The following is a 21,566-nucleotide window of genomic DNA, read 5'->3' on the forward strand; positions in this document are numbered from 1 at the left end:
TGAAATGTATCCGCATTTTGCCGTTATCGCTTTGGGCAGCAATCTTGCCAATCCTACCGAACAGGTTCGCGCTGCTTTGGCCGAATTGGACGCGCATCCGCATATCCGGCTCGAAAAGACTTCTTCCTTGTATCTGACTGTGCCGGTCGGCTATGACGATCAGCCTGATTTTGTGAACGCCGTTTGTGCGGTGAAAACTTCATTGGACGGCGTGGCGCTGTTGGCAGAGTTAAACCGCATCGAGGCCGAATTTGGGCGCGAACGTAGCTTCCGTAATGCGCCGCGCACTTTGGATTTGGACATTATCGATTTTGGCGGTATCCGCAGCGATGACCCTCATCTGACCTTGCCGCATCCGCGCGCGCATGAGCGCAGTTTCGTTATGTTGCCGTTGGCGGAAATTCTTCCGGATTTCGAGTTGGGCGAGCATGGCCGTGCAGCTGATTTGGCTCAGGCTTTGGGCGGGAAGGGTATTCGCCTGTTGAAAGAATAAAGGCCGTCTGAAAAACGGACTAAAACAAGAAAGGGCGTGTTGGACACGCCTTTTTTGCTATAAAATATTGTTGGGAAACACATTACAAAGAGTTACTATGAATCCTCGTTATATTGTTGTCGAAGGCGCCATCGGTAGCGGAAAAACCGCTTTGAGCCGCCGCTTGGCAGAGCATTTCAGCGCGTTGCTGTTGTCGGAGAATCCGGATCACAATCCGTTTCTCATGAAGTTTTACAGCAATGTTTCCAATAATGGTTTGGCTGCCGAGCTTTTCTTCCTGACGCGCCGTGCTGAAAGCGTAAATATTATTGAAGACCAATGCGCGCAAGGCGGAATGGTTGTGGCTGATTTTTTGCTGGAAAAAGACCGTATTTTTACGCCCATCGTTTTGAATGATGACGAGCAGCAGCTTTTTGCCGATATGAAGCAACGTATTTTGCCGCAATACGCGGAGCCCGATGTGGTGATTTATCTGCAAACCGCTGTCGAAAACAACCGCAAACGCCTGCAAAAATGTCACGAAGGCATCATCAGCTTGTTTCCCGAAGGCTATTTGGGACGGGTGCATGACGAATACAGTCATTTCTTCCATTTGTATCAAAGCGCGCCTTTGCTGACCGTCAATGCCGATGAGTTGGATTTGGCCGGCAATGACGACCACTTCCAGCTTTTGTTGCGCGCATTGGAAGATTTTCAAGGTACGCGCAGTTATTTGAATTTAAGCGAAAAATGAATGCAGGCTAGATTTAGGCCGTCTGAAAGGAATAATATGTCAAAATATCAATTCACACTCCCATCTTCTTCCGGTAGCGATTTTAACTCCGCCGAACATTTGCCGTTGGTTGTCTATTTTTATCCTAAAGACAGCACGCCCGGCTGTACCACCGAAGGCTTGGATTTCAATGCCCGATTGGAGCAATTCAAAGCATTGGGCTATACCGTTGTCGGCATTTCGCGCGACGGTGTCAAATCGCATCAGAATTTCTGCGCTAAACAAGGCTTCCAGTTTGAATTGTTGAGCGATAAAGAAGAAACCGTTTGCAAACTGTTTGACGTGATCAAGCTGAAAAAGCTTTACGGCAAAGAATCCCTCGGCATTGAGCGCAGTACGTTTGTACTGGACGAAAACGGCGAAATCGCCCATGAGTGGCGCAAAGTCAAAGTGGCCGGACATGCGCAGGAAGTTTTGGATACAATTTCTCAAGCCTCTTAAATAGGGCTTTGAAAACCCAAGGCCGTCTGAACGGATGTAAAGCCATGCCGTTCAGACGGCCTTTCAATACAGTTTGATGAATATGGACGATTTAATAGACAAGCTGCTTGAATCCCTTTGGTTGCAAGACAGGCTCAGCCACAATACGCTGCAAAGTTACCGCCGTGATTTGGTCAAAGTCGCGGCGCGTTTGGCCGAGGGCGGGCAGGATTGGTTGAGTGCCGATGAATTTGCCCTGTCTGATGCCGTGTATGCGGAGGGGGAAAAAAGTACGTCCCAAGCACGAGCCTTGTCGGCTTGCAAGCGTATGTACGGCTGGTTGGAGGAAACGGGACAAAGAGCAGACAATCCCACCCGTTTTCTCAAGGCACCGAAATCGGAACGCAAACTGCCCACGCTGATTACCGAAGCCCAAATCGACGCGCTGCTGGCTGCACCGGATGTGGAAACGCCGCATGGTCTGCGCGACAAAGCCTTGCTTGAAGTCATGTATGCAACAGGTTTGCGCGTGACTGAAGCCGTTAAATTGACGTTCAGCGATATCGATTTACATCGCGGCAGTATCCGTACCATAGGCAAGGGCGACAAATTGCGTCTGGTTCCGCTGGGGCAGGAAGCGGCATATTGGGTAGAACGCTATTGCAACGAATCGCGTCCGTTGTTGCTGAAAAACAAAATCTGCAACGAAGTGTTTGTCAGCCAGAAACGCAGTGGCATCAGTCGTCAGCTTGCATGGATGATAGTCAAAGAATATGCCGAAGCGGCCGGTATTGCTTCGCTCAGCCCGCACGGTTTGCGCCATGCTTTTGCCACGCATTTGGTCAATCACGGCGTCGATTTGCGCTCAGTCCAGATGATGTTGGGACATTCCGATATCAATACTACGCAGATTTATACCCATGTTGCCAATATCCGTTTGAAAAACATGGTCGATGAACACCATTCCCGTTCATAAATAAAGGCGGCATCTCGAAGAAGCCGCTTTTTGTTATTAAGGCCGTCTGAAAGGTTATCAAACTTCAAAATTATAAAATATCAATCAAAATATAAAATTTCATAGAAAAATTTCAAAGCAAAAGGACTGTGTCAATATTGCAATGCAAACCGTTTTTATTTATATTTACGGTCAAGAATAAATCCTACTCTCAATTACAGAGGGTAACAAAATAATTGGAGCACATTATGTTTGTATGTATCTGCAATGCCATTACTGACCACGACATCAAAGAGACCATCGCCGCCGGTGCAACCACCATGAGTGATTTGCAGGCTCAATTAGGCGTGGCGACTTGTTGCGGTTGTTGCGGCGAATTGGCAGCGTCATTTTTGACTGCAAGCAGTGCCCAAAATACCGTGACTGCCGGTATCAACGTTCAGTCTTAATTTCAGAATACACACAAAGGCCGTCTGAAGGCGTTGTTTCGCGCCTGTTCAGACGGCCTTTGTCATGCCTGTATGGTTTGGAGGCATTTTGCTATACAATGGTCGCTTTTGTCCCTCCGAGAGTAACCGCCATGAAACTGACCTTGATGTTTCGGGAGTATTGCAGCCTGTGCCACAAAATGCGCGAACAATTAAAGCCTTATCAGGAGCAGTTTGGATTTGAGCTGGATATTGTCGATGTTGATGAAGATCCGGTTTTAGAAGAAAAGTACAATGAGCTGGTGCCTGTTTTGTTGGATGGCGATACCGAAATCTGCCATTGGTTTTTGGACGAAGAAAAACTGAAAGCGCATTTGAGCGCATAACAAACCGCTGACCATATTATCTTTCAGACGGCCTTTGGCTGTTTATGCCGTCTGAACATTGATTTTATTATGACTGAAAAACTTTCTCCCGATGCGCTGATTGAAGCGGCGCTGTTGACGCAAGTCGAACCCTTAAACGAAAAAGCCATGCGCGAATTGTGCGTGCCGCCGTTGTCGCAAGACAAGCTGATTGATGTGTTGGCGCAACTGAAGGCCCGCTGGCAGGGCAGGGCTTTGCAACTGGTGCATACCCATGAGGGCTGGCGCTTCCAAATCGCCCAAGCCGCGTTTGAACGACTGGGCAGCCTGCAAGAGCAGCGCGCGCCGCGTTATTCCCGCGCTGTGATGGAAACGCTGGCGATTATTGCCTATCAGCAACCGGTAACGCGTGGCGATATTGAAGGCATACGCGGCGTGGCGGTGTCGCAAAATGTCATGCAAACCTTGCAGGATAGGGGCTGGATTGAAGTCATTGGTCACCGTGATTCTGTCGGTCGTCCGGCTTTGTGGGCGACGACGGCAACATTCTTAAGCGATTTGCGTTTGGAAAGTTTGGAAGAATTGCCGCCGCTGACTGAATTGGGCGAGCTGGTGTTGCCTGATTTGATGGAAACGCCGCCGACAGGCGATGAGGAAGCTGAAGAAGCAGTAGAATCAGGAAGCAGACTGATTAACTGATTTGAATGTAAAGGCCGTCTGAAACAATCGTGTTTCAGACGGCCTTTATGTTAGTTATTCTAGCGTTTTATAGCATTAAATGAACGCTTTATATCATTGAATAAGCCAGCCAGGGTAACAATATGGCGTGGTGCGTTTAGCAGTTTCTTAAAAAATAATTTGTTTAAAATAAATATCTTAGATAAATCATAAGAAAAATCTGATTTAAACTATAAAAAATCTTAGTTATAATCAGCTTATCTAAAGCTATTCCGCATAGGTGCGGGTAATTTACTAAGGAATACTGCAATGCTGTTGGCACTTTCTTTGCGTGATTTTGTCATTGTTGAAAACCTGAATCTTGATTTTCAAAACGGCTTTACCGTATTGACGGGCGAGACCGGCGCAGGCAAATCGATTACTCTGGATGCGATTGGCCTGTTGTTGGGCGATAAGGCCGATTACAGCCAAGTGCGCAGCGGCGCCAAAGAAGCGCAGTTGTCGGCTTTGTTCGACATCAGTGGTTTGCCTGAACTGAAAGCGCAGCTGCAGGAGCAAGGCCTCTTGGAAGAAGATGCCGAAGAGCTCAGCATCCGCCGTATTATCGATGCCAAGGGTAAAAGCCGCAGTTATATCAATAATCAGGCAGCAACATTGGCGCAGCTGAAAGCTATTGGTGAGCAGTTAATCGATATTCACGGCCAAAATGCCCATCATTCGTTGAATCAAGAGTCTGCGCAACGCGAGTTGTTGGATGCGTTTGCCGGCAGCAAAGAGCAGGCAGAAACAGTCAAGCAACTTTATCAAAATTGGGTCAATGCAAAAAAGGCACTGCAAGAAGCGCAAGAGCAGGCAGAAACCATGGCCATCGAACGCGAGCGTTTGGAATGGCAGTTTAATGAATTGAACCAATTGGAGCTCAAACCCAACGAATGGGAAACCTTAAGCCAAAGCCACGACAGCCTGGCGCATTCGGCCGAATTGCTGCAAACCGCCGAGCAGGTGGGCGACAGTATAGACGGAGACAACGGCATCCAACGTCAAATCTACCAATGCCAAAAACTGCTGGGCAATCTGCAAAACATTGAGCCGCGCTTTGCCGAGAGCCTGAATATGTTGGCAAGTATTGAAGCCGAGTTGGGTGAAATCAGTGCCAATATGCGCGATGTGGCCGGTCGCAGCGACATCGATCCTAATGAATTGGCCGCACAAGAAAGCCGTATGGGCGAATTGATGAGCATGGCACGCAAATACCGCATTGAGCCGGAAGAGTTGCCGCAAAAGTTGGCAGAAATCGACGAGCGCCTGCAAAACCTGCACGCGGCTGCCGATTTGGAAGCCTTGGAAAATACAGTCGCACGCAATCTTGCCGAATACCACGAAGCCGCGCATATTCTCTCCGCCATGCGCCATCAGGCAGCCGGCCATTTGGGCGAAGAGACCACCGAGCATATGCAGCATTTGGCCATGAAGGGCGCACGTTTTGACATCGTCTTGTTGCCGTCTTCGCCGACCGCGCATGGTCTGGAGCAGGTGCAATTCCAAGTGGCGGCAAATAAAGGCAATCCGTCCCGTCCTTTGAATAAAGTGGCTTCTGGCGGCGAATTGGCGCGTATCAGCTTGGCTTTGCAAGTGGTTGCCAGCCAATATACGCAAGTGCCGACATTGATTTTTGACGAAGTGGATACCGGTATTGGTGGCGGAGTTGCTGAAATGGTCGGTAAAGCTTTGCGTGCCTTAGGTAAAAAACATCAAGTCCTGGCGGTAACCCATCTTCCTCAAGTCGCCTCTTGCGGTGAAAACCATTGGCAGGTTCGTAAGCATAGCGAAGGCGAACAAACCGTCAGCGAAATCAGCGTCTTGAGCCATTATCAGCGCATTGAGGAAATCGCGCGTATGCTGGGTGGCGAAATCATTACCGATACCACACGCAGCCATGCCGCCGAACTCTTGCATTTGGCAGCCGCCTAAAAGCCTCAAGGCCGTCTGAAAATAGAATTCAGACGGCCTTTTCTATATTCTGCCACCTTTTCAGGCAGGCAGAATACGAGGTATGATTATATCGTCTGTTTACAAGGAAATTTTGATGAAAGTCCTGTTTATCGCCGATCCGATGGCAAGTTTTAAAACCTATAAAGACACTACTTACGCCATGATGCGTGAAATGGCAAAGCGCGGTTGGCAGCTTTTTCATACTTTGAGCGGAGAATTGTCCGTCCGTGAAGGCTTAGTGGTGGCTCAGGCAGCGGCATTTGAGTTTGTCGGCGCGAAGAGTGATGACGATCATGAATGGTTTAAAGCAGAGGCAAAAGTTCAGACGGCCTTAAAAGATTTTGATGCGGTCATTATGCGCACTGATCCGCCGTTTGATATGCAATATCTGTACGCAACCCAGTTTTTGACGTTGGCAGAGCAGCAGGGGGCAAAAGTATTTAACAGCGGGCAGGCAATGCGAGATTTCAATGAGAAATTGGCGATTTTGAACTTCAGCCAGTTTACCGCGCCCACTTTGGTTACCACACGTTCCGCCGATGTCCGTGCCTTTTTGAAAGAACACGGCGACATCATCATCAAACCGTTGGACGGCATGGGCGGTATGGGCATTTTCCGCCTGACCGAATCCGACCCCAATATCGGCAGTATCCTTGAAACCCTGATGCAGCTTGATTCACGCACCATCATGGCACAACGCTATATTCCTGAAATCGTACATGGCGACAAGCGCATTTTGATTATCGGCGGGGAAGTTGTTCCGTATGCTTTGGCGCGTATTCCGCAAAACGGTGAAACGCGCGGCAACTTGGCTGCCGGCGGTCGCGGCGTGGCACAGGAATTGAGCGAGCGCGACCGTGAAATTGCAGAAACCCTTGCGCCTGAATTGAAACGCCGCGGCATCTTGCTTGCCGGTTTGGATGTCATCGGCAGCAACCTGACCGAAGTCAATGTAACCAGCCCGACCGGCTTCCAAGAGATCATGAAGCAAAAAGATTTCGACGTTGCTGCCATGTTCGCAGATGCCGTGGCATCTTGGGTAAAACAATAAATCCAAAGGCCGTCTGAAAATTGACCCGACCGTTTCTTTTCAGACGGCATTCTAATGTTGAGTATATGATGAAACCATCTTCCTATGCTTCTGAGAAAAAAGGCAAAAGCGGCATCAAGCGCATTATCAACGCGTTTGGTTATTCCAAAGACGGACTGGCTGCCGCGTATCGTTATGAAAGCGCATTTCGCCAAGTTTTTTGGTTGAACCTGATTTTAATTGTCTTGGCGTTGTTTCTTGATTTCGGCTCGGTCACCAAAATGGTGCTTGTTGTCGCATCGTTTATTTCATTGATTACCGAATTGTTTAATACCGCCGTCGAGGCAGCCGTTGACCATACTTCTACTGAAAAACACGAGCTGGCCAAGCGTGCCAAAGATGCCGGTTCGGCCGCGCAACTGATGGCTTTGTTCATGTTATTTATTGTTTGGATTGTTGCATTAACTGCTTAGAAATGTGGTAATATGGTAATTCATTAGAATTAGATAGTATTAGTTAATCTATATCAAAGTTTTCAGACGGCCTTCGGTTGTAAGATGAAGGCCGTATATCCCAGCCATTTGGCAAACATAAAGGAGCAAAAGATGAAAAAATTAATGGCAACCCTGATTCTGGCAGGCTTGGCAACTTCCGTATCTGCAGCCGGTATCCATATTGAAGACGGTTGGGCACGTGCCACTGTCGAAGGTATGAAAATGGGTGGCGCATTCATGAAAATCCAAAACGATGAAGCCAAACAAGACTTCTTGGTAGGCGGCAGCAGCCCTGTTGCAGAACGCGTTGAAGTACACACCCATATTAACGACAACGGCGTTATGCGTATGCGCGAAGTTAAAGGTGGCGTGCCTTTGGCTGCAAAAGGTGTAACTGAGCTGAAACCGGGCAGCTACCACGTTATGTTCATGGGTTTGAAAAAACCGCTGAAAGAAGGCGAAAAAGTGCCTGTAACCCTGAAATTCAAAAACGCGAAACCTCAAACTGTCGAGCTGGAAGTGAAAACTGCACCTAAAGCTGACATGCACCACGACCACGGTGCTCAAGGTGGTGCGCATCAGCACTAATTACTTGAATTTGCATATAAAGGCCGTTTGAAAGTCATTGGGCTTTCAGACGGCCTTTTCTGTCGTTAAATCAAAATGTGCTAAAATCACGCTTTAAAAAATGCATTTGAAACCCACATTCCCCTCATGAATACTACCAACACACCAACAAACATCATCGTCGGCCTTTCCGGCGGCGTCGATTCATCCGTTACCGCGGCCTTGCTCAAACAGCAAGGCCATCAAATCAGCGGCGTGTTCATGCAGAACTGGGAAGATGACGACAACGACGAATATTGCAGCATCAAACAAGACTCCTTTGATGCTATTGCTGTTGCCGATATCATCGGAATCGATATCGACATCGTCAATTTTGCCGCGCAATATAAAGACAACGTATTTGCCTATTTCCTCAAAGAATACAGCGCAGGCCGCACGCCAAATCCGGATGTCTTGTGCAATGCCGAAATCAAATTCAAATGCTTTTTGGACTACGCCATAGAGCAGGGAGCCGATACCATTGCCACCGGACACTATGCCCGAAAAGAAGTTCGAAACGGCGTGCATTACCTGCTCAAAGGCTTGGATCAAAACAAAGACCAAAGCTATTTTTTGTACCGCCTCAAGCCTTTCCAACTCGAGCGCGCGATTTTCCCATTGGGCGAGTTGGAGAAACCTGAAGTCCGCCGTCTTGCCGAAGAATTCAAATTACCGACTGCAACCAAAAAAGACAGTACCGGAATTTGCTTTATCGGCGAACGCCCATTCCGCGAATTTCTGCAAAAATACCTGCCGACCAATAATGGCAAAATGGTTACCCCTGAAGGCAAAGTAGTCGGCGAACACGTCGGCTTGATGTTTTACACGCTGGGCCAACGCAAAGGCTTGGGCATCGGCGGCGCAGGCGAGCCGTGGTTTGTTGCGGCCAAGGATTTGACCAAAAACGAACTGATTGTCGTACAAGGCCATGACCATCCTTTGCTTTATACGCAAAGCCTGGTTATGAACGATTTGAGCTTCACATTGCCCGAACGCCCGAAAGAAGGCCGCTATACCTGCAAAACGCGCTACCGTATGGCTGACGCGCCTTGTACGTTGCGTTACTTGGATGATGAAACCATTGAGCTTGTTTTTGATGAGCCGCAATGGGCGGTAACCCCCGGTCAATCCGCCGTGCTGTACGACGGCGATGTGTGCTTGGGCGGCGGCATCATCATGTCCACCGATAAGCCTGTCATCATTACTGCTTAAAACAAGGGCCGTCTGAAAACGAAGCGGCGGATTAAATCAAGCCTTTCAGACGGCCTCCATTCTAAAAACGACTAAAACAAAGACTGAATCAACATGGAAAAACTCTGGCTCAAAAGCTACGAAAAAGGCGTCAATGCCGAAATCGACATCACGCAATACAGCTCTATCAGCGACGTATTCCGTCAAAGCGTCGAAAAATTCGCGGACAAACCGGCTTTTCAAAACATGGGCAAAACGCTGACTTATGCTGAAGTGGGCAAGTTGGCAACGGATTTTGCATCTTATCTGCAAAACGTATTGAAACTGCCGCGCGGTGAGCGTGTGGCGATTATGATGCCGAACGTTTTGCAATATCCGATTGCGCTTTTCGGTATTTTGCAGGCCGGTTTGGTGGCAGTGAATACCAATCCGCTTTATACGCCGCGCGAATTGGAGCATCAGTTGAAAGACAGCGGCGCGACCACGATTGTCGTGTTGGAGAACTTTGCCAATACGTTGGAGCTGGTGTTGCCGCGTACGCAAATCAAACATGTGATTGTCGCATCGGTCGGCGAGATGTTCGGCATGATTAAAGGCGCGTTGATGAACTTCGTCATCCGCAAAGTGAAAAAAATGGTGCCGGAATACCGCATTCCCAATACCGTGACTTTTCAGACGGCCTTGAAGCAAGGTGCGGCAAATACGTTCAAACCTGTCGAATTGACGCGCGATGACACAGCCTTGCTGCAATATACAGGCGGCACGACCGGCTTGGCGAAAGGCGCCGTCCTTAGTCACGGCAATATCTGCGCCAATATGCTTCAGGCGAAAGAATGGATTAAATTCCAACTGAGCGAAGGCGAAGAAACCGTCATCGCCGCGCTGCCGCTTTACCACATCTTTGCCTTGACGGTAAACCTGATGATTTTCGCCAATACCGGTTCTAAAATCATCCTGATTACCAACCCTCGCGATATGAAAGGATTTATCGGTGAATTGAAAAAAGAGCCGATCAGCGTATTCATCGGTGTGAATACCCTGTTTAATGCGATGGTCAACCGTCCGGATTTTGCCGAAGTTGATTTTTCCCGTTTGAAGCTGACTTTGGGCGGCGGTATGGCAACACAAAAAGCCGTGGCGGAAAAATGGAAAAAAATTACCGGTACGCCGATTGTGGAAGCTTATGGTTTGACCGAAGCCAGCCCGGGCGTATGTTGTAATCCTTTGAATATCGAAGCTTACAGCGGTGGTATCGGCCTGCCTGTTTCTTCAACCGAGGTTGAATTGCGCGATGCGGACGGCAAAGAAGTGCCTATCGGACAACCGGGCGAATTGTGGGTACGCGGCCCGCAAGTGATGAAAGGCTATTGGAACCGTCCGGAAGAAACCGCCAAAGCAATCGATGCACGCGGCTTTTTAGAGACCGGCGACATTGCTGTGATGGATGAAAAAGGCTGGTTGAAGCTGGTGGACCGCAAAAAAGATTTGATTGTGGTATCCGGTTTCAATGTGTATCCGAACGAAATCGAAGAAGTGATGGCCGGAAACGACAAAGTCTTGGAAGTCGCCTGTATCGGCGTGAAAAGTGAGAAAACCGGCGAAGCGATTAAGGTCTTCGTCGTACGCAAAGACCCGTCTTTGACCAAGGAAGAACTGATCGATTTCTGCCGCAAAGAACTGACGGCGTATAAAGTGCCGAAAGACATCGAATTCCGCGACGAGTTGCCAAAATCCAACGTTGGCAAAATCCTGCGCCGCGAGCTGCGCTGATATATAGAATCAGTATGATAAGGCCGTCTGAAAACGCTGTTTTCAGACGGCCTGAAGCTTTTGCCGTTTGCCAGAATATGCTGCTTCAAGTTAAAATCACACATTCCAACATGGGTATCACATCATGACTAAATTTATTTTCGTAACCGGCGGCGTTGTATCTTCTTTGGGTAAAGGTATCGCCGCCGCTTCTATTGCTACTATCCTTGAGTCGCGTGGCTTGAACGTGACCATGCTTAAACTCGACCCGTATATCAACGTTGACCCGGGTACCATGAGCCCTTTTCAACACGGCGAAGTATTCGTGACCGATGACGGCGCGGAAACCGACCTTGACCTCGGTCACTACGAGCGTTTCATCAACGCCACCATGACTCGCCGCAACAGCTTCAGTACCGGCCAAGTCTATGAAAACGTTATTGCCAAAGAGCGTCGCGGCGACTATTTGGGCGGTACCGTACAAGTGATTCCGCACATTACCGATGAAATCAAACGCCGTATCCATGAAGGCGCGGCCGGTTATGATGTGGCTATTGTCGAAATCGGCGGTACAGTCGGCGATATCGAATCGTTGCCTTTTTTGGAAGCCATCCGTCAAATGCGCAGCCAGCTCGGCCGCAACAATACATTGTTTGCCCACCTGAGCTATGTTCCTTACATTGCCGCCGCCGGCGAAATCAAAACCAAACCGACCCAGCATACCGTTAAAGAAATGTTGAGCATCGGTTTGCAACCAGACATCCTGATCTGCCGTATGGACAGAGAAATGCCTGCGGACGAGCGCCGTAAGATTGCTTTGTTCTGTAACGTTGAAGAACGCGCCATCGTGGGCAGCTACGATGTGGACAGCATTTACGAATGCCCTGAAATGCTGCACAACCAAGGCATCGACAGCATTATTACCGAGCAGTTGCAGCTGAATGTCAAACAAGCCGATTTGACCGAATGGAAGAAAATCGTTCACGCGATTCGAAATCCGAAACATACCGTCAAAATTGCGATGGTCGGCAAATACGTTGATTTGACCGAGTCCTACAAATCATTGATCGAAGCCCTGAAACACGCCGGTATTCATACTGAAACCGACGTACAAATTACCTTTGTCGACAGCGAAAGCATCGAGAAGGGCAATGGCGACGTTTCCATGCTCAAAGACATGGATGCGATTTTGGTGCCGGGCGGCTTCGGTTCACGCGGCGTAGAAGGCAAAATTGCCGCCGTACGCTATGCGCGTGAAAACAACGTACCATACTTGGGTATCTGCTTGGGTATGCAAATTGCCCTGATCGAATACGCCCGCGATGTTGCAGGCTTGAAGGGTGCGAACTCTACCGAGTTTGACTTGAAATGCGCCGCGCCTGTCGTTGCCCTGATTGACGAATGGCAAACTGCCGACGGCAGCGTAGAAACCCGCGATGAATCTGCCGATTTGGGCGGTACCATGCGTTTGGGTGCGCAAGAAGTTGACCTCAAACCGGGCAGTCTTGCTGCAAAAATCTACGGCAGCGAACATATCCGCGAACGTCATCGCCACCGCTACGAAGTTAACAACAACTATGTGCCTCAGTTGGAAAAAGCCGGTTTGGTCATTGGCGGCGTATCCGCAGGCCGCGAGCGTTTGGTTGAAACCATCGAATTGCCAAATCATCCTTGGTTCTTCGCTTGTCAGTTCCATCCGGAATTTACTTCCAATCCGCGCAAAGGCCATCCTTTGTTCAGCGCGTTTGTGAAAGCCGCGTTGGGTAACAAAAAAGCCTGATTGATGTGATTGAAAAAGCACCCATTTCCGGGTGCTTTTTTTGTTTTCAGACGGCCTTAGAAGTTATTTGTCTTCATTGACTTCGCGCTCGTTCAAAGGTTGTATGGGACGGTTGTTTTCGCCGCCGATAATGTCGCGCATGGCTTTAAACTGCGCCGCATCTGCCTGAACCGGAGTTTTTAAGACAACCCAAGTCACGTTTTCGCTGCAAATAGGAAGGCCGTCTGAAATTTCTTTCAGACGGCCTGTTTTATTTGAAAATGTTGTAAAAAGTCTAAACTCTAATGAATAAAAGTGTCTATCAAGATGAAAGTAGTTGTTTGTAGCGTTGGAAAACATTAATATTGCTAAACGTGTTTTCACGAGATTTTAACTTTGTTTTGGAGAGAATAATGAAAAAATCGATTATCGCTTTGGTTATTGCCGGTTTGCCGCTGGCTGCCTCTGCAGACGTCATTCTGTATGGTCAAATCAAAAGCAGCGTGACCGTCGGTCAAGTAAAAATCAAAGGTGACGCAGGTTCTGAAACCAGCTCTACCGCAACCAGCATCAATGACAATACCTCCCGTATCGGTTTCAAAGGCAGCGAGAACTTGGGCGGCGATTTGAAAGCCATCTGGCAAGTTGAACAAAAAACGGCCATTACCGGCGGTTCCCAAGGTTTTGCCACTCGGGACTCCTTCATCGGCCTGCAAGGTAACTTCGGTAAGATTCGCGCCGGTAAACTCAGCAATATGCTGAACGAAATGGACACCATCGATCCATGGATGTACAAAACCAATGCCGCAGGCTTGGGCATCTTTACCCGTACCGGCAACCGCAACGCCGCTGTACGCTACGACAGCCCGGATTTCGGCGGATTCAAATTCAACGTGTCTTACGCACCGCGCGACAACCGCAATCCTTCAGACAAATACACGCACAGCAAACCGGCCAAAGACCAATACACCGGCGGCGTGAGCTTCTCTAAAAACGGCTTTACCGCCAATGCGGCTTACGGCCACTACAATGGCGCGTACACCGACAAATCAGGCAAAGTCAAAGCGGCGCAAATCGCCAAAGTCGAAACTTATTATGATAAAGACAATCTCTTTGTCGGCGGCGGCGTACACTATGCCAAAGGCCATGAGACAGGCAACGAATATTTAGGTTATTTCACCGATGGTTTTAATGAGTACAAGGGTAGTGACATTACTGTCGATTCAGGCAAATCTGAAGCCGTGAAAGTAGTTGATGCAGCGGTAACTGTCGGCTACAAATTGGGCAATGTCACCCCACGCATTACTTACGCGCACGGCTGGCCTGCCAAGGGCGTGAACAGTGGCGAAAAATTGGTGGATAAATTCGACCAAGTCGTTGTCGGCGGCCAATACACCTTCAGCAAACGCACCGGCGTAGTTGCCCAACTGGCGTATCTGAAAGTCGGCAACAAAACCCGTCTGACTGCAGCCAACAAAGGCGGCGTTGAACAAAAAGCCGCTTCTGTGGGCCTGTATCACAAATTCTAAGTCGTCTTGAAAGATAAGGCCGTCTGAAAAATTTCAGACGGCCTTTTTCTTGATTAAAGCGGTTTATTTGTCGTGGTTGGTCAGCGTTGTACCGTGACGGCCGCCGCGTTCTTTCAAACGTTGTACCAAGCCTTCGACCGTTGTCGGCATGCCGTCGATACAGAATGCCTGATACAGTGCGGTGTGTAGGGCGTCGTTGCGGCTGAACGCATTGCCGATCAGCTTCCAATCGCCTTTACGCGGCTCGATCCAGCGGTGGTTTACTGTGTCGCCGTAAGCGAATACTTTGTAAGACGAACGCTTGTCGTTGCTGTAAGTAAAGGACGTACGGGCGCAATAGAGGCCTTCGACGGAGAGGTTGTCGTAGCCTTTGTCGGAGCGCACGTTCAAGACGTAGCGGATGCTGTTGTCAGGCGCAGGCATGATTTGCAGGCTGCTGAGCAGGATTTTGGGCTGCTTGCCGTAGGTTTCGTTAACGTAGAGGTTGAACCAATCGCCCGATTGGGTATCGGGCAGGGGCGGCAACTCGGCTTTGTGTTCTTTAAATTCGCGTGCGGCAACTTCTTCAGGGCTTTCCTGATAACGCGTGTTGGTCAGCGTATCCTTTTGGCTGAAACCCAAAGCAAATGCTTGAGTCGCGGCAAGGCTGAGAGCGAGAAGGGCAAAACGGCGCATAGACAGCTCCAAAGTGAAAAACGGCTTTATTTTATGGGCTTGCAGGGTGGGGTGCAAGTAAGTGCGGTATAATTGGCGTTAATTCTGATTAATATGACGAGTTTTCATCATGAATACACAAACTCTGGATGTCATCGGTTTGAAATGCCCTCTGCCGATTTTGCGTGCTAAAAAAGCTTTGGCGCAAATGCAGGAGGGCGAAGTGCTGACCGTATTGGCTACCGATGGCGGCGCGCCCGGCGATTTTGAAGCGTTTTGCCGTCAGACCGGACATGTTTTGTTGGAATCGAGCGAGGCCGACGGCGTGTTCAAGCTGGTGTTGAAACACAAATAAAGGCCGTCTGAAATGTCTAAAGCCGTCGCGTTGTCTGCCGCCGTATTGGCTGTTTGCCTAAGTGCATGCAGTAATGAAGGCGTTTCACCGCAGAACGCTGCCGATTATGCCCAAAATGTAACCGACTTGTTCCGCCAAAGCTGCGTGGCCGCAGATGGCGATGCCGCCCTTGCCGGCGAGTTTGCCAATGCCAACAAACTGGTTTTATTGTCGAAAAAAGATATTGCCGATTTACCTGCCGGAATGATGGATTTGGAGGCATTAAGCATTTGGAAGAAAACGGTAAACGGCACGGATTATTATTTGAGCCTGACTGAAGACAGTTGCAGCGTGCGCACGGCTAAAGCCGACGACCATCTGATTTTCAAACAATTTTTGGCTTTGGCAGAAAATCCGCCGCAAGGTTTGAACGCTGAGTTGCGTGCTGATAATTTGGCGGAAACCCCGTTGCCTATGCGTCAGATTTCCTACGCATGGCGCGCGTCCGGCAGTCCGAAAGAAACCTTGTTGACCGTCAAAACAACATCGTCCGAGCATTTTCCGGTACAGGCTGTTTTTTATTTGACCCATCATTCTTACGACAATAAGGCCCCCGTTTTGCCTTAGGCCGGTTGACGATCAAAAAACATCAAATCGATAGAAACCGTTACCGCCGAATAAAGGCTGTCTGAAACATTATCAAACCAAACCACTCGAAAGTAAGCTATGCAAACCCTGACCATCATCCGCCCCGACGATATGCACTTACACCTGCGCGACGGCGACGCGCTCAAAGCCGTTGCCCCGTACACCGCCCGACAAATGGGTCGCGCGGTTATCATGCCCAACCTGAAGCCGCCCGTTGTCAGCATTGCCGATGCCCAAGCATACAAAGCGCGCATTATGGCCGCCCTGTCCGAAGGCAGCACCTTCCAGCCGTTGATGACGCTTTATTTGACCGATAATGCCACTCCCGAACTCGTGCGCGAAGCCAAGGCTGCCGGTATTGTGGCTTTCAAACTCTATCCAGCAGGCGCAACCACCAATTCCGATTCCGGCGTAACCGACTTGTTCAAACTGATTCCCGTGTTGGAAGAAATGGCGAAACAGGGCATTTTGTTCTTGGTTCACGGCGAAGTGACCGATCCTGAAATCGATATTTTCGACCGTGAGGCCGCCTTTATCGAACGCGTGATGAAGCCGGTTTTGGCGCAAGTGCCAAACCTTAAGGTCGTGTTTGAACACATCACTACTGCCGAAGCAGCACGACTGGTATTGGAAGCTGGCGATAATGTGGCCGCGTCCGTGACGCCGCAACACTTGCTGCTCAACCGCAACGACCTTTTGGTTGGCGGCGTGCGCCCTCATCATTTCTGCCTACCTGTACTCAAACGTGAAACCCACCGTCAGGCTTTGGTTGCCGCCGTTACCGGCGATAAGGCGCACAAATTTTTCCTCGGCACGGACTCTGCGCCACATGCCAAAACTGCCAAAGAAAATGCTTGCGGTTGCGCCGGTATGTTCAGCGCGATGACCGCCATCGAGCTTTATGCCGAAGTGTTTGAGAAAGCAGGCGCATTGGACAAACTGGAAGCCTTTGCTTCTAAAAACGGCCCGCGTTTCTACGGTCTGCCTGAAAATTCTGATACCATCACACTGGTCAAACAAACGCAAACCGTACCTGCTAGTGTACCTTACGGCGATGGCGAGCTTGTACCGATGAGGGCTGGCGGCGAGATTGAATGGACGGTGCAATATTAAATTTGCCGTCAATGAGACATAAAAAGAAACAACCTGCTTGAAAGGGCAGGTTGTTTTTTATTGTCGTTCAGACGACCTGTCATGGGGAGAGGAGGCAGACAAGGCCGTCTGAAAACCGGATTAGAGTGTGTGTTTATTCGGTCAACATGGGTTTCAGCGCTTCCCAAGCCTGCGGCAGTTGGGTAAAGCCGTCCGAAGCCATCAAATGGCCGCCTTCGGGAATATGGGTAACAGGGCTTTTGAGCTTGGCCGCCATGTCCAAAGTCAGTTCGGGCGGAACATGGGTGTCGTTGTCGGAAACCAGACAGTGTTTGGGCATGTCGATTTTGCGCAGGATGTCGAAATCGGGCGACGCTGCTTTAATGTAGGCATCGAGTACAGGCAGGGGCGGCAGTGTATCGGCAAAACCGGCGGCAAGCAACAGACCGCCGATTTTTTGCGGCTGTTGGCGGCTGAGGAAGTGAAGGAGGGTAATGCAGCCTAGGCTGTGGCCGACTAGGAAGGTATGGGCATCGGGCTTGCCGATGTGTTGGTCAAGGGTAAACTGCCACGCTGTCGTGCTTGGTTTGTCGGGATTGGGCATGGCGAGGGAGATTGCTTGTGCGCCGGTGCTTTTGACTTGGGCGCAAAGCCAGTCAAACCAGTTGCCGTGCGGGTTGCCTTCAAAGCCATGTACGATATAAACGCGTCGATTCATGTTTTTCCTCCTTCAGACGGCCTGAGACTTTTGTCTAAATCTCTGCCTGTAAGCGTTCATTATACCATGTTTGTTTATGTTTTATTGTTTGTCGCTTGGTAAGGATTTTTGATTAAGCTTTTGTTGTTAAATGATATTTGCAAGAATAATAAAGCAAACAACACGGCAGGGGCGGATGGCTTTGCCGTGTTGTTCGGGTTTGAAATATATAGGGGCCGTCTGAAAAAACGGTTTAGAAATAGCCTTGTTTTTTGCGTTCTTCCATTGCCGCTTCCGATACGCGGTCGTCCATGCGCGTGGCGCTGCGTTCGGAAATGGTTGCGGCGGCGGTTTCGGCAATGATGTCTTCGGGTGTGGCGGCGGTGCTGGCAACAGGGCAGGTGCAGGAAATATCGCCGACGGTGCGGAAACGGACATCACGGATTTGGGCAACTTTGCCTTCGCGCTTCGGCGTCAATGGTGTAACGGGAACGAGCAGGCCGTTTCGTTCGACCACTTCGCGTTTGTGGGTGTAATAAATCGGCGGCAGGGCGAGTTTTTCGCGTGCGATGTATTGCCAGATGTCCAATTCCGTCCAGTTGGAAATCGGGAACACACGCATGTTTTCGCCTTGGAACAGGCGCGTATTGTAGAGCGACCATAACTCAGGACGTTGGTTTTTGGGATCCCATTGGCCGAACTCGTCTCGGAAAGAGAAGATGCGTTCTTTGGCGCGCGCTTTTTCTTCATCGCGGCGTGCGCCACCCATCAGCGCATCAAAGCCTTGTTCTTCGATGGTTTCAACCAGTGTAACGGCTTGGGCGGCGTTGCGTGAATCGGTTTCGCGGCGCAAGACGACGCTGCCTTTGCGGATGGATTCTTCTACGCTGCCGACCACAAGTTGTACGCCGGTACGCGCGACCGTATCGTCGCGGAATTGAATCACTTCGGGGTAGTTGTGGCCGGTATCGACGTGCAGGAGTTTGAACGGCAGCTTCAGCGGACGGCCTTCGATTTGGAAGGCTTTGACGGCAAGCGCCAGCAATACGACGGAGTCTTTGCCGCCGGAAAACAGCAAGGCCGGGTTTTTGGCATTGGCAATCACTTCGCGGATAATGTAGATAGACTCGGCTTCGAGCCAGTCGAGGTGGTGGTTTTGGATGGACATTTTTTCTCTCTTTACAACCTTGGCGACAGTCGATACTTTAGTGAGGCCGTCTGAAAAAGGGAAAGAATGGTTTGTTTGTTGCAAAGATGTTTTTGTTATATTGCAAGGCCGTGTTTTTCAGACGGCCTTTGCGCTTTAACTTATTTTTAACCCGAATTCTCTGACGAAGCATCTATCTTGGCGTACACTTTGGTCTTTTATAAATGAGAATGGTTTATGTATCACGGCGAGAGATTTAATGCGTACAGCCATTTGGCCGGTTTCTTGTTGGCAGTGGCGGCCTTGGTGCTGATGCTGGTGAAAGCGGTGGAATCGGCGGACGGCTATCGGATTGCCGGTGCACTGACTTACGGAGTCTGCCTGCTGCTTCTGTATTTGGGCTCAACCTTATACCACAGTATTCCGCAGCCGAAGGCCAAGGCGATTTTGCAAAAGGTCGATCATTGCATGATTTATCTTTTGATTGCAGGCAGCTATACGCCGTTTACGCTGATTACCCTTCACGGCGGTTGGGGCTGGTCGCTTTTCGGTGTGTCATGGGGGCTGGCTTTGCTGGGCATTGTTCAGGAGCTGACGATTGGGCGCAAGAGCGAGAAGCGGCTGTTGTCGATGGTGATTTATGTGTTGATGGGCTGGCTGATTGTGGTGGCGGTATGGCCGCTGATACAGTCGCTTTCGGCCGGCGGATTATTTTGGCTGGTGTTGGGCGGTGTGTTGTATAGCGCGGGGATTTATTGGTTTATCAACGATACGAAAATCCGCCACGGCCACGGTATCTGGCACTTGTTTGTCTTGGCAGGCAGTTTGACGCAATTTATCAGCATTTATTTTTATGTGTTGTAGTTTCAGACGGCCTGAAATAAAAAACCTCTCAGTTTGGCTGAGAGGTTTTTGTTTGTCGTTAATCTGGGTTTTTGTCGTGGAATTCGTGGAATTCGTAGTTGTAGGTCAACTCTTTGCCGGCTTTGGTTTGCGCCAGATAATCGTCGTAAACCGCACGGATTTCCTTACGCAGCAGGAAGAGGGCGATTAAGTTCGGCAAGACCATAAAGCCGTTGAACATATCGGACATGCTCCAAACCAAATCCACTTTGCCCAAGGTACCCAATACGATGGCCACCAAAACCAGTGCGCGGTAGATGCCCAAGTGTTTGCCGCGGAACAGGAAGCGGATATTGGATTCGCCGAAGTAGTACCAGCCGATGATGGTGGTAAAGGCGAAGAAGGTCAGACAGACGGCGAGCAGTTGCGAACCGAAACCCGGAAAGGCCTTGTTAAAAGCCAGTTGGGTAACCGCAGCGCCGGTTTCGCCGGACAAGTTGGCGTCGGTCAGCAGGATAATCAGCGCGGTTGCCGTGCAGACCATCAGCGTATCGATAAAGATACCGATAAACGCGGCCATACCTTGTTGCACAGGGTGTTTGACGTTGGCAGTCGCATGAGCGTGCGGGGTCGAACCCATACCGGCTTCATTGGAAAACAGGCCGCGTGCCACGCCGAAGCGGACTGCCTCACGCATACCGATACCGGCCGCACCGCCCAATACTGCTTCAGGATTGAAGGCGGCGACAAAGATACTGTGGAACATCGGAATGATGTGGTCGGAGAATTTGAACAAAATAATCACCGCACACAAGATGTAAATCACCGCCATAAACGGCACGACAAATTGCGCGATACCGGCAATGCGGTTGATGCCGCCGATGATGATCAGGCCGGCGAATACCGCCAAAGCAATGCCGACAGCCATAGGGGGAATATCGAAAGCCAAATTCATGGCAGAGGCGATAGAGTTGGATTGGGTCGCGTTACCGATGAAACCCAGAGCGATAATCAAGGCGATGGAGAAAAAGCCGGACAGGAAACGCGCCGCGCCACGGCCGATTTTCGGGGTCAGTCCGTGCGTGATGTAAAACGCAGGGCCGCCGATGTATTTGCCGTGGCTGACCACGCGGTATTTTTGCGCCAAAACAGCTTCTGCGAAAATGGTAGACATGCCCAAAATGGCAGACAACCACATCCAAAAAATGGCACCCGGGCCGCCGGCAGTAATCGCAGTGGCGACACCGGCAACGTTACCGGTACCGATTTGCGCGGAAATCGCCACGGCAAGAGCTTGAAATTGAGACAGGGATTTACCTTCGTGGTCTTTGTCTTTTTTGCTGAACAAGCCGCCGAAAACGGATTTGAAACCCGTCCCCAATTTGGTAATTTGCGGTGCACCCAAGTACAGGGTAAAAAACAGGCCGATACCGATTAAGGCATAAATCAGCAGGTAGTCCCAAAGAACCTGATTGACTGCACCCACCAGAGCAGACAATATTTCTTCCATAATAAAACCTTTAATAAAAACAATAAAAATAAAATGATACGGGTAACTACTCCCACTCATTTTTCGCGTTTGGCAATATCGGCGAGCAGGCCGTTTTGCCATTTGATACCGGTTAAGTTGTTAACAATTTTGACCGATTTTGTCATCATACCGTAAACCTTCGTGAATTAAAATGAAAAA

The 21,566-nt window shown here is 49.7% G+C and carries 24 protein-coding genes; 19 read left to right on the plus strand and 5 right to left on the minus strand.

The window, feature by feature from the left end; genetic code table 11:
* Positions 1–4 precede the first annotated feature (4 nt).
* The 14 genes from folK to ACTHR7_RS04590 all read left to right on the plus strand — a co-directional run bounded on the left by folK (position 5) and on the right by ACTHR7_RS04590 (position 12,953).
* Positions 5–493: a 2-amino-4-hydroxy-6-hydroxymethyldihydropteridine diphosphokinase gene (folK, locus tag ACTHR7_RS04525; RefSeq protein WP_440370391.1), complete on the plus strand. Its 489-nt coding sequence runs from the start codon at positions 5–7 to the stop codon at positions 491–493.
* 97 nt (positions 494–590) lie between these two features.
* Positions 591–1,226 (plus strand): deoxynucleoside kinase, encoded by a 636-nt coding sequence (locus tag ACTHR7_RS04530; RefSeq protein ID WP_440370392.1) that lies wholly within the window; start codon positions 591–593, stop codon positions 1,224–1,226.
* Between the two features lie 36 nt (positions 1,227–1,262).
* Entirely contained in the window at positions 1,263–1,706 is a 444-nt protein-coding gene (locus ACTHR7_RS04535) for a peroxiredoxin (RefSeq protein WP_003683206.1), read from the plus strand.
* 76 nt (positions 1,707–1,782) lie between these two features.
* A complete protein-coding gene (gene xerD, locus ACTHR7_RS04540) occupies positions 1,783–2,661 on the plus strand; it encodes a site-specific tyrosine recombinase XerD (protein WP_440370393.1) in 879 nt (292 codons plus the stop codon).
* Between the two features lie 227 nt (positions 2,662–2,888).
* Positions 2,889–3,089 (plus strand): (2Fe-2S)-binding protein, encoded by a 201-nt coding sequence (locus ACTHR7_RS04545; protein WP_003681978.1) that lies wholly within the window; start codon positions 2,889–2,891, stop codon positions 3,087–3,089.
* A 131-nt stretch (positions 3,090–3,220) separates the two neighbouring features.
* Positions 3,221–3,454 carry a glutaredoxin family protein gene (locus ACTHR7_RS04550; protein WP_036472354.1) on the plus strand — a complete coding sequence of 78 codons (234 nt, stop codon included), beginning with the start codon at positions 3,221–3,223 and terminating at the stop codon, positions 3,452–3,454.
* 69 nt (positions 3,455–3,523) lie between these two features.
* Positions 3,524–4,132 (plus strand): SMC-Scp complex subunit ScpB, encoded by a 609-nt coding sequence (gene scpB, locus ACTHR7_RS04555; RefSeq protein ID WP_004519443.1) that lies wholly within the window; start codon positions 3,524–3,526, stop codon positions 4,130–4,132.
* 288 nt (positions 4,133–4,420) lie between these two features.
* Complete coding sequence (recN, locus tag ACTHR7_RS04560; protein WP_440370394.1) at positions 4,421–6,082, plus strand: DNA repair protein RecN; 1,662 nt, start codon at positions 4,421–4,423, stop codon at positions 6,080–6,082.
* A gap of 115 nt (positions 6,083–6,197) precedes the next feature.
* Positions 6,198–7,154 carry a glutathione synthase gene (gshB, locus tag ACTHR7_RS04565; protein WP_440370395.1) on the plus strand — a complete coding sequence of 319 codons (957 nt, stop codon included), beginning with the start codon at positions 6,198–6,200 and terminating at the stop codon, positions 7,152–7,154.
* Between the two features lie 68 nt (positions 7,155–7,222).
* The gene (locus ACTHR7_RS04570) at positions 7,223–7,606 is read left to right on the plus strand and encodes a diacylglycerol kinase (protein ID WP_107867769.1); all 384 of its coding nucleotides are present in this window, start codon (positions 7,223–7,225) and stop codon (positions 7,604–7,606) included.
* 132 nt (positions 7,607–7,738) lie between these two features.
* Positions 7,739–8,215 (plus strand): copper chaperone PCu(A)C, encoded by a 477-nt coding sequence (locus ACTHR7_RS04575; RefSeq protein WP_440370396.1) that lies wholly within the window; start codon positions 7,739–7,741, stop codon positions 8,213–8,215.
* Positions 8,216–8,341: 126 nt separating this feature from the next.
* Positions 8,342–9,445, plus strand: coding sequence for a tRNA 2-thiouridine(34) synthase MnmA (mnmA, locus tag ACTHR7_RS04580; RefSeq protein ID WP_070814408.1), 1,104 nt, complete (start codon positions 8,342–8,344; stop codon positions 9,443–9,445).
* Between the two features lie 93 nt (positions 9,446–9,538).
* Positions 9,539–11,194 carry an AMP-binding protein gene (locus ACTHR7_RS04585; protein ID WP_440370397.1) on the plus strand — a complete coding sequence of 552 codons (1,656 nt, stop codon included), beginning with the start codon at positions 9,539–9,541 and terminating at the stop codon, positions 11,192–11,194.
* A 124-nt stretch (positions 11,195–11,318) separates the two neighbouring features.
* Entirely contained in the window at positions 11,319–12,953 is a 1,635-nt protein-coding gene (locus ACTHR7_RS04590) for a CTP synthase (protein ID WP_049350648.1), read from the plus strand.
* Positions 12,954–13,016: 63 nt separating this feature from the next.
* On the opposite strand, the gene ACTHR7_RS04595 is transcribed toward ACTHR7_RS04590, so the two are convergent.
* Positions 13,017–13,292 (minus strand): carbonic anhydrase family protein, encoded by a 276-nt coding sequence (locus tag ACTHR7_RS04595; protein WP_440370398.1) that lies wholly within the window; start codon positions 13,290–13,292, stop codon positions 13,017–13,019.
* Between the two features lie 53 nt (positions 13,293–13,345).
* Between ACTHR7_RS04595 and ACTHR7_RS04600 the strand changes: the two genes are divergently transcribed.
* A complete protein-coding gene (locus tag ACTHR7_RS04600; RefSeq protein ID WP_070645046.1) occupies positions 13,346–14,461 on the plus strand; it encodes a porin in 1,116 nt (371 codons plus the stop codon).
* Between the two features lie 63 nt (positions 14,462–14,524).
* On the opposite strand, the gene ACTHR7_RS04605 is transcribed toward ACTHR7_RS04600, so the two are convergent.
* The gene (locus tag ACTHR7_RS04605; RefSeq protein WP_070461427.1) at positions 14,525–15,136 is read right to left on the minus strand and encodes a CNP1-like family protein; all 612 of its coding nucleotides are present in this window, start codon (positions 15,134–15,136) and stop codon (positions 14,525–14,527) included.
* Between the two features lie 109 nt (positions 15,137–15,245).
* Between ACTHR7_RS04605 and ACTHR7_RS04610 the strand changes: the two genes are divergently transcribed.
* From ACTHR7_RS04610 to pyrC, 3 genes are all read left to right on the plus strand, one after another.
* Positions 15,246–15,470, plus strand: a complete 225-nt coding sequence (locus ACTHR7_RS04610) for a sulfurtransferase TusA family protein (protein WP_003681929.1) — start codon at positions 15,246–15,248, stop codon at positions 15,468–15,470.
* A 12-nt stretch (positions 15,471–15,482) separates the two neighbouring features.
* Positions 15,483–16,076: an NMCC_0638 family (lipo)protein gene (locus ACTHR7_RS04615; protein ID WP_440370399.1), complete on the plus strand. Its 594-nt coding sequence runs from the start codon at positions 15,483–15,485 to the stop codon at positions 16,074–16,076.
* Positions 16,077–16,175: 99 nt separating this feature from the next.
* Positions 16,176–17,210, plus strand: coding sequence for a dihydroorotase (gene pyrC, locus ACTHR7_RS04620; protein ID WP_440370400.1), 1,035 nt, complete (start codon positions 16,176–16,178; stop codon positions 17,208–17,210).
* A 133-nt stretch (positions 17,211–17,343) separates the two neighbouring features.
* On the opposite strand, the gene ACTHR7_RS04625 is transcribed toward pyrC, so the two are convergent.
* On the minus strand, positions 17,344–17,907 hold the full coding sequence (locus ACTHR7_RS04625; RefSeq protein WP_070814414.1) for an RBBP9/YdeN family alpha/beta hydrolase: 564 nt from the start codon (positions 17,905–17,907) through the stop codon (positions 17,344–17,346).
* A gap of 232 nt (positions 17,908–18,139) precedes the next feature.
* Positions 18,140–19,138, minus strand: a complete 999-nt coding sequence (gene cysD, locus ACTHR7_RS04630) for a sulfate adenylyltransferase subunit CysD (protein ID WP_440370401.1) — start codon at positions 19,136–19,138, stop codon at positions 18,140–18,142.
* 132 nt (positions 19,139–19,270) lie between these two features.
* Between cysD and trhA the strand changes: the two genes are divergently transcribed.
* On the plus strand, positions 19,271–19,897 hold the full coding sequence (gene trhA / locus ACTHR7_RS04635) for a PAQR family membrane homeostasis protein TrhA (protein ID WP_070625855.1): 627 nt from the start codon (positions 19,271–19,273) through the stop codon (positions 19,895–19,897).
* Between the two features lie 58 nt (positions 19,898–19,955).
* On the opposite strand, the gene ACTHR7_RS04640 is transcribed toward trhA, so the two are convergent.
* The gene (locus tag ACTHR7_RS04640; protein WP_440370402.1) at positions 19,956–21,386 is read right to left on the minus strand and encodes an alanine/glycine:cation symporter family protein; all 1,431 of its coding nucleotides are present in this window, start codon (positions 21,384–21,386) and stop codon (positions 19,956–19,958) included.
* Positions 21,387–21,566 lie beyond the last annotated feature (180 nt).

This window comes from Neisseria sp. P0007.S010 (genome assembly GCF_051962875.1).
In the GTDB taxonomy this organism is placed as follows: Bacteria; Pseudomonadota; Gammaproteobacteria; order Burkholderiales; family Neisseriaceae; genus Neisseria; species Neisseria subflava_A.

Bases quoted from the DNA above. Each gene is read 5' to 3' on its own strand.
- ACTHR7_RS04615 (WP_440370399.1), top strand. From the start codon at position 15,483: ATGTCTAAAGCCGTCGCGTTGTCTGCCGCCGTATTGGCTGTTTGCCTA.
- mnmA (WP_070814408.1), top strand. From the start codon at position 8,342: ATGAATACTACCAACACACCAACAAACATCATCGTCGGCCTTTCCGGC.
- scpB (WP_004519443.1), top strand. From the start codon at position 3,524: ATGACTGAAAAACTTTCTCCCGATGCGCTGATTGAAGCGGCGCTGTTG.
- ACTHR7_RS04600 (WP_070645046.1), top strand. From the start codon at position 13,346: ATGAAAAAATCGATTATCGCTTTGGTTATTGCCGGTTTGCCGCTGGCT.
- ACTHR7_RS04535 (WP_003683206.1), top strand. From the start codon at position 1,263: ATGTCAAAATATCAATTCACACTCCCATCTTCTTCCGGTAGCGATTTT.
- pyrC (WP_440370400.1), top strand. From the start codon at position 16,176: ATGCAAACCCTGACCATCATCCGCCCCGACGATATGCACTTACACCTG.
- ACTHR7_RS04570 (WP_107867769.1), top strand. From the start codon at position 7,223: ATGAAACCATCTTCCTATGCTTCTGAGAAAAAAGGCAAAAGCGGCATC.
- ACTHR7_RS04605 (WP_070461427.1), bottom strand. From the start codon at position 15,136: ATGCGCCGTTTTGCCCTTCTCGCTCTCAGCCTTGCCGCGACTCAAGCA.
- trhA (WP_070625855.1), top strand. From the start codon at position 19,271: ATGTATCACGGCGAGAGATTTAATGCGTACAGCCATTTGGCCGGTTTC.
- ACTHR7_RS04590 (WP_049350648.1), top strand. From the start codon at position 11,319: ATGACTAAATTTATTTTCGTAACCGGCGGCGTTGTATCTTCTTTGGGT.
- gshB (WP_440370395.1), top strand. From the start codon at position 6,198: ATGAAAGTCCTGTTTATCGCCGATCCGATGGCAAGTTTTAAAACCTAT.
- ACTHR7_RS04595 (WP_440370398.1), bottom strand. From the start codon at position 13,292: ATGTTTTCCAACGCTACAAACAACTACTTTCATCTTGATAGACACTTT.
- ACTHR7_RS04530 (WP_440370392.1), top strand. From the start codon at position 591: ATGAATCCTCGTTATATTGTTGTCGAAGGCGCCATCGGTAGCGGAAAA.
- ACTHR7_RS04625 (WP_070814414.1), bottom strand. From the start codon at position 17,907: ATGAATCGACGCGTTTATATCGTACATGGCTTTGAAGGCAACCCGCAC.
- ACTHR7_RS04585 (WP_440370397.1), top strand. From the start codon at position 9,539: ATGGAAAAACTCTGGCTCAAAAGCTACGAAAAAGGCGTCAATGCCGAA.
- xerD (WP_440370393.1), top strand. From the start codon at position 1,783: ATGAATATGGACGATTTAATAGACAAGCTGCTTGAATCCCTTTGGTTG.
- ACTHR7_RS04545 (WP_003681978.1), top strand. From the start codon at position 2,889: ATGTTTGTATGTATCTGCAATGCCATTACTGACCACGACATCAAAGAG.
- ACTHR7_RS04640 (WP_440370402.1), bottom strand. From the start codon at position 21,386: ATGGAAGAAATATTGTCTGCTCTGGTGGGTGCAGTCAATCAGGTTCTT.
- recN (WP_440370394.1), top strand. From the start codon at position 4,421: ATGCTGTTGGCACTTTCTTTGCGTGATTTTGTCATTGTTGAAAACCTG.
- ACTHR7_RS04610 (WP_003681929.1), top strand. From the start codon at position 15,246: ATGAATACACAAACTCTGGATGTCATCGGTTTGAAATGCCCTCTGCCG.
- ACTHR7_RS04575 (WP_440370396.1), top strand. From the start codon at position 7,739: ATGAAAAAATTAATGGCAACCCTGATTCTGGCAGGCTTGGCAACTTCC.
- ACTHR7_RS04550 (WP_036472354.1), top strand. From the start codon at position 3,221: ATGAAACTGACCTTGATGTTTCGGGAGTATTGCAGCCTGTGCCACAAA.
- folK (WP_440370391.1), top strand. From the start codon at position 5: ATGTATCCGCATTTTGCCGTTATCGCTTTGGGCAGCAATCTTGCCAAT.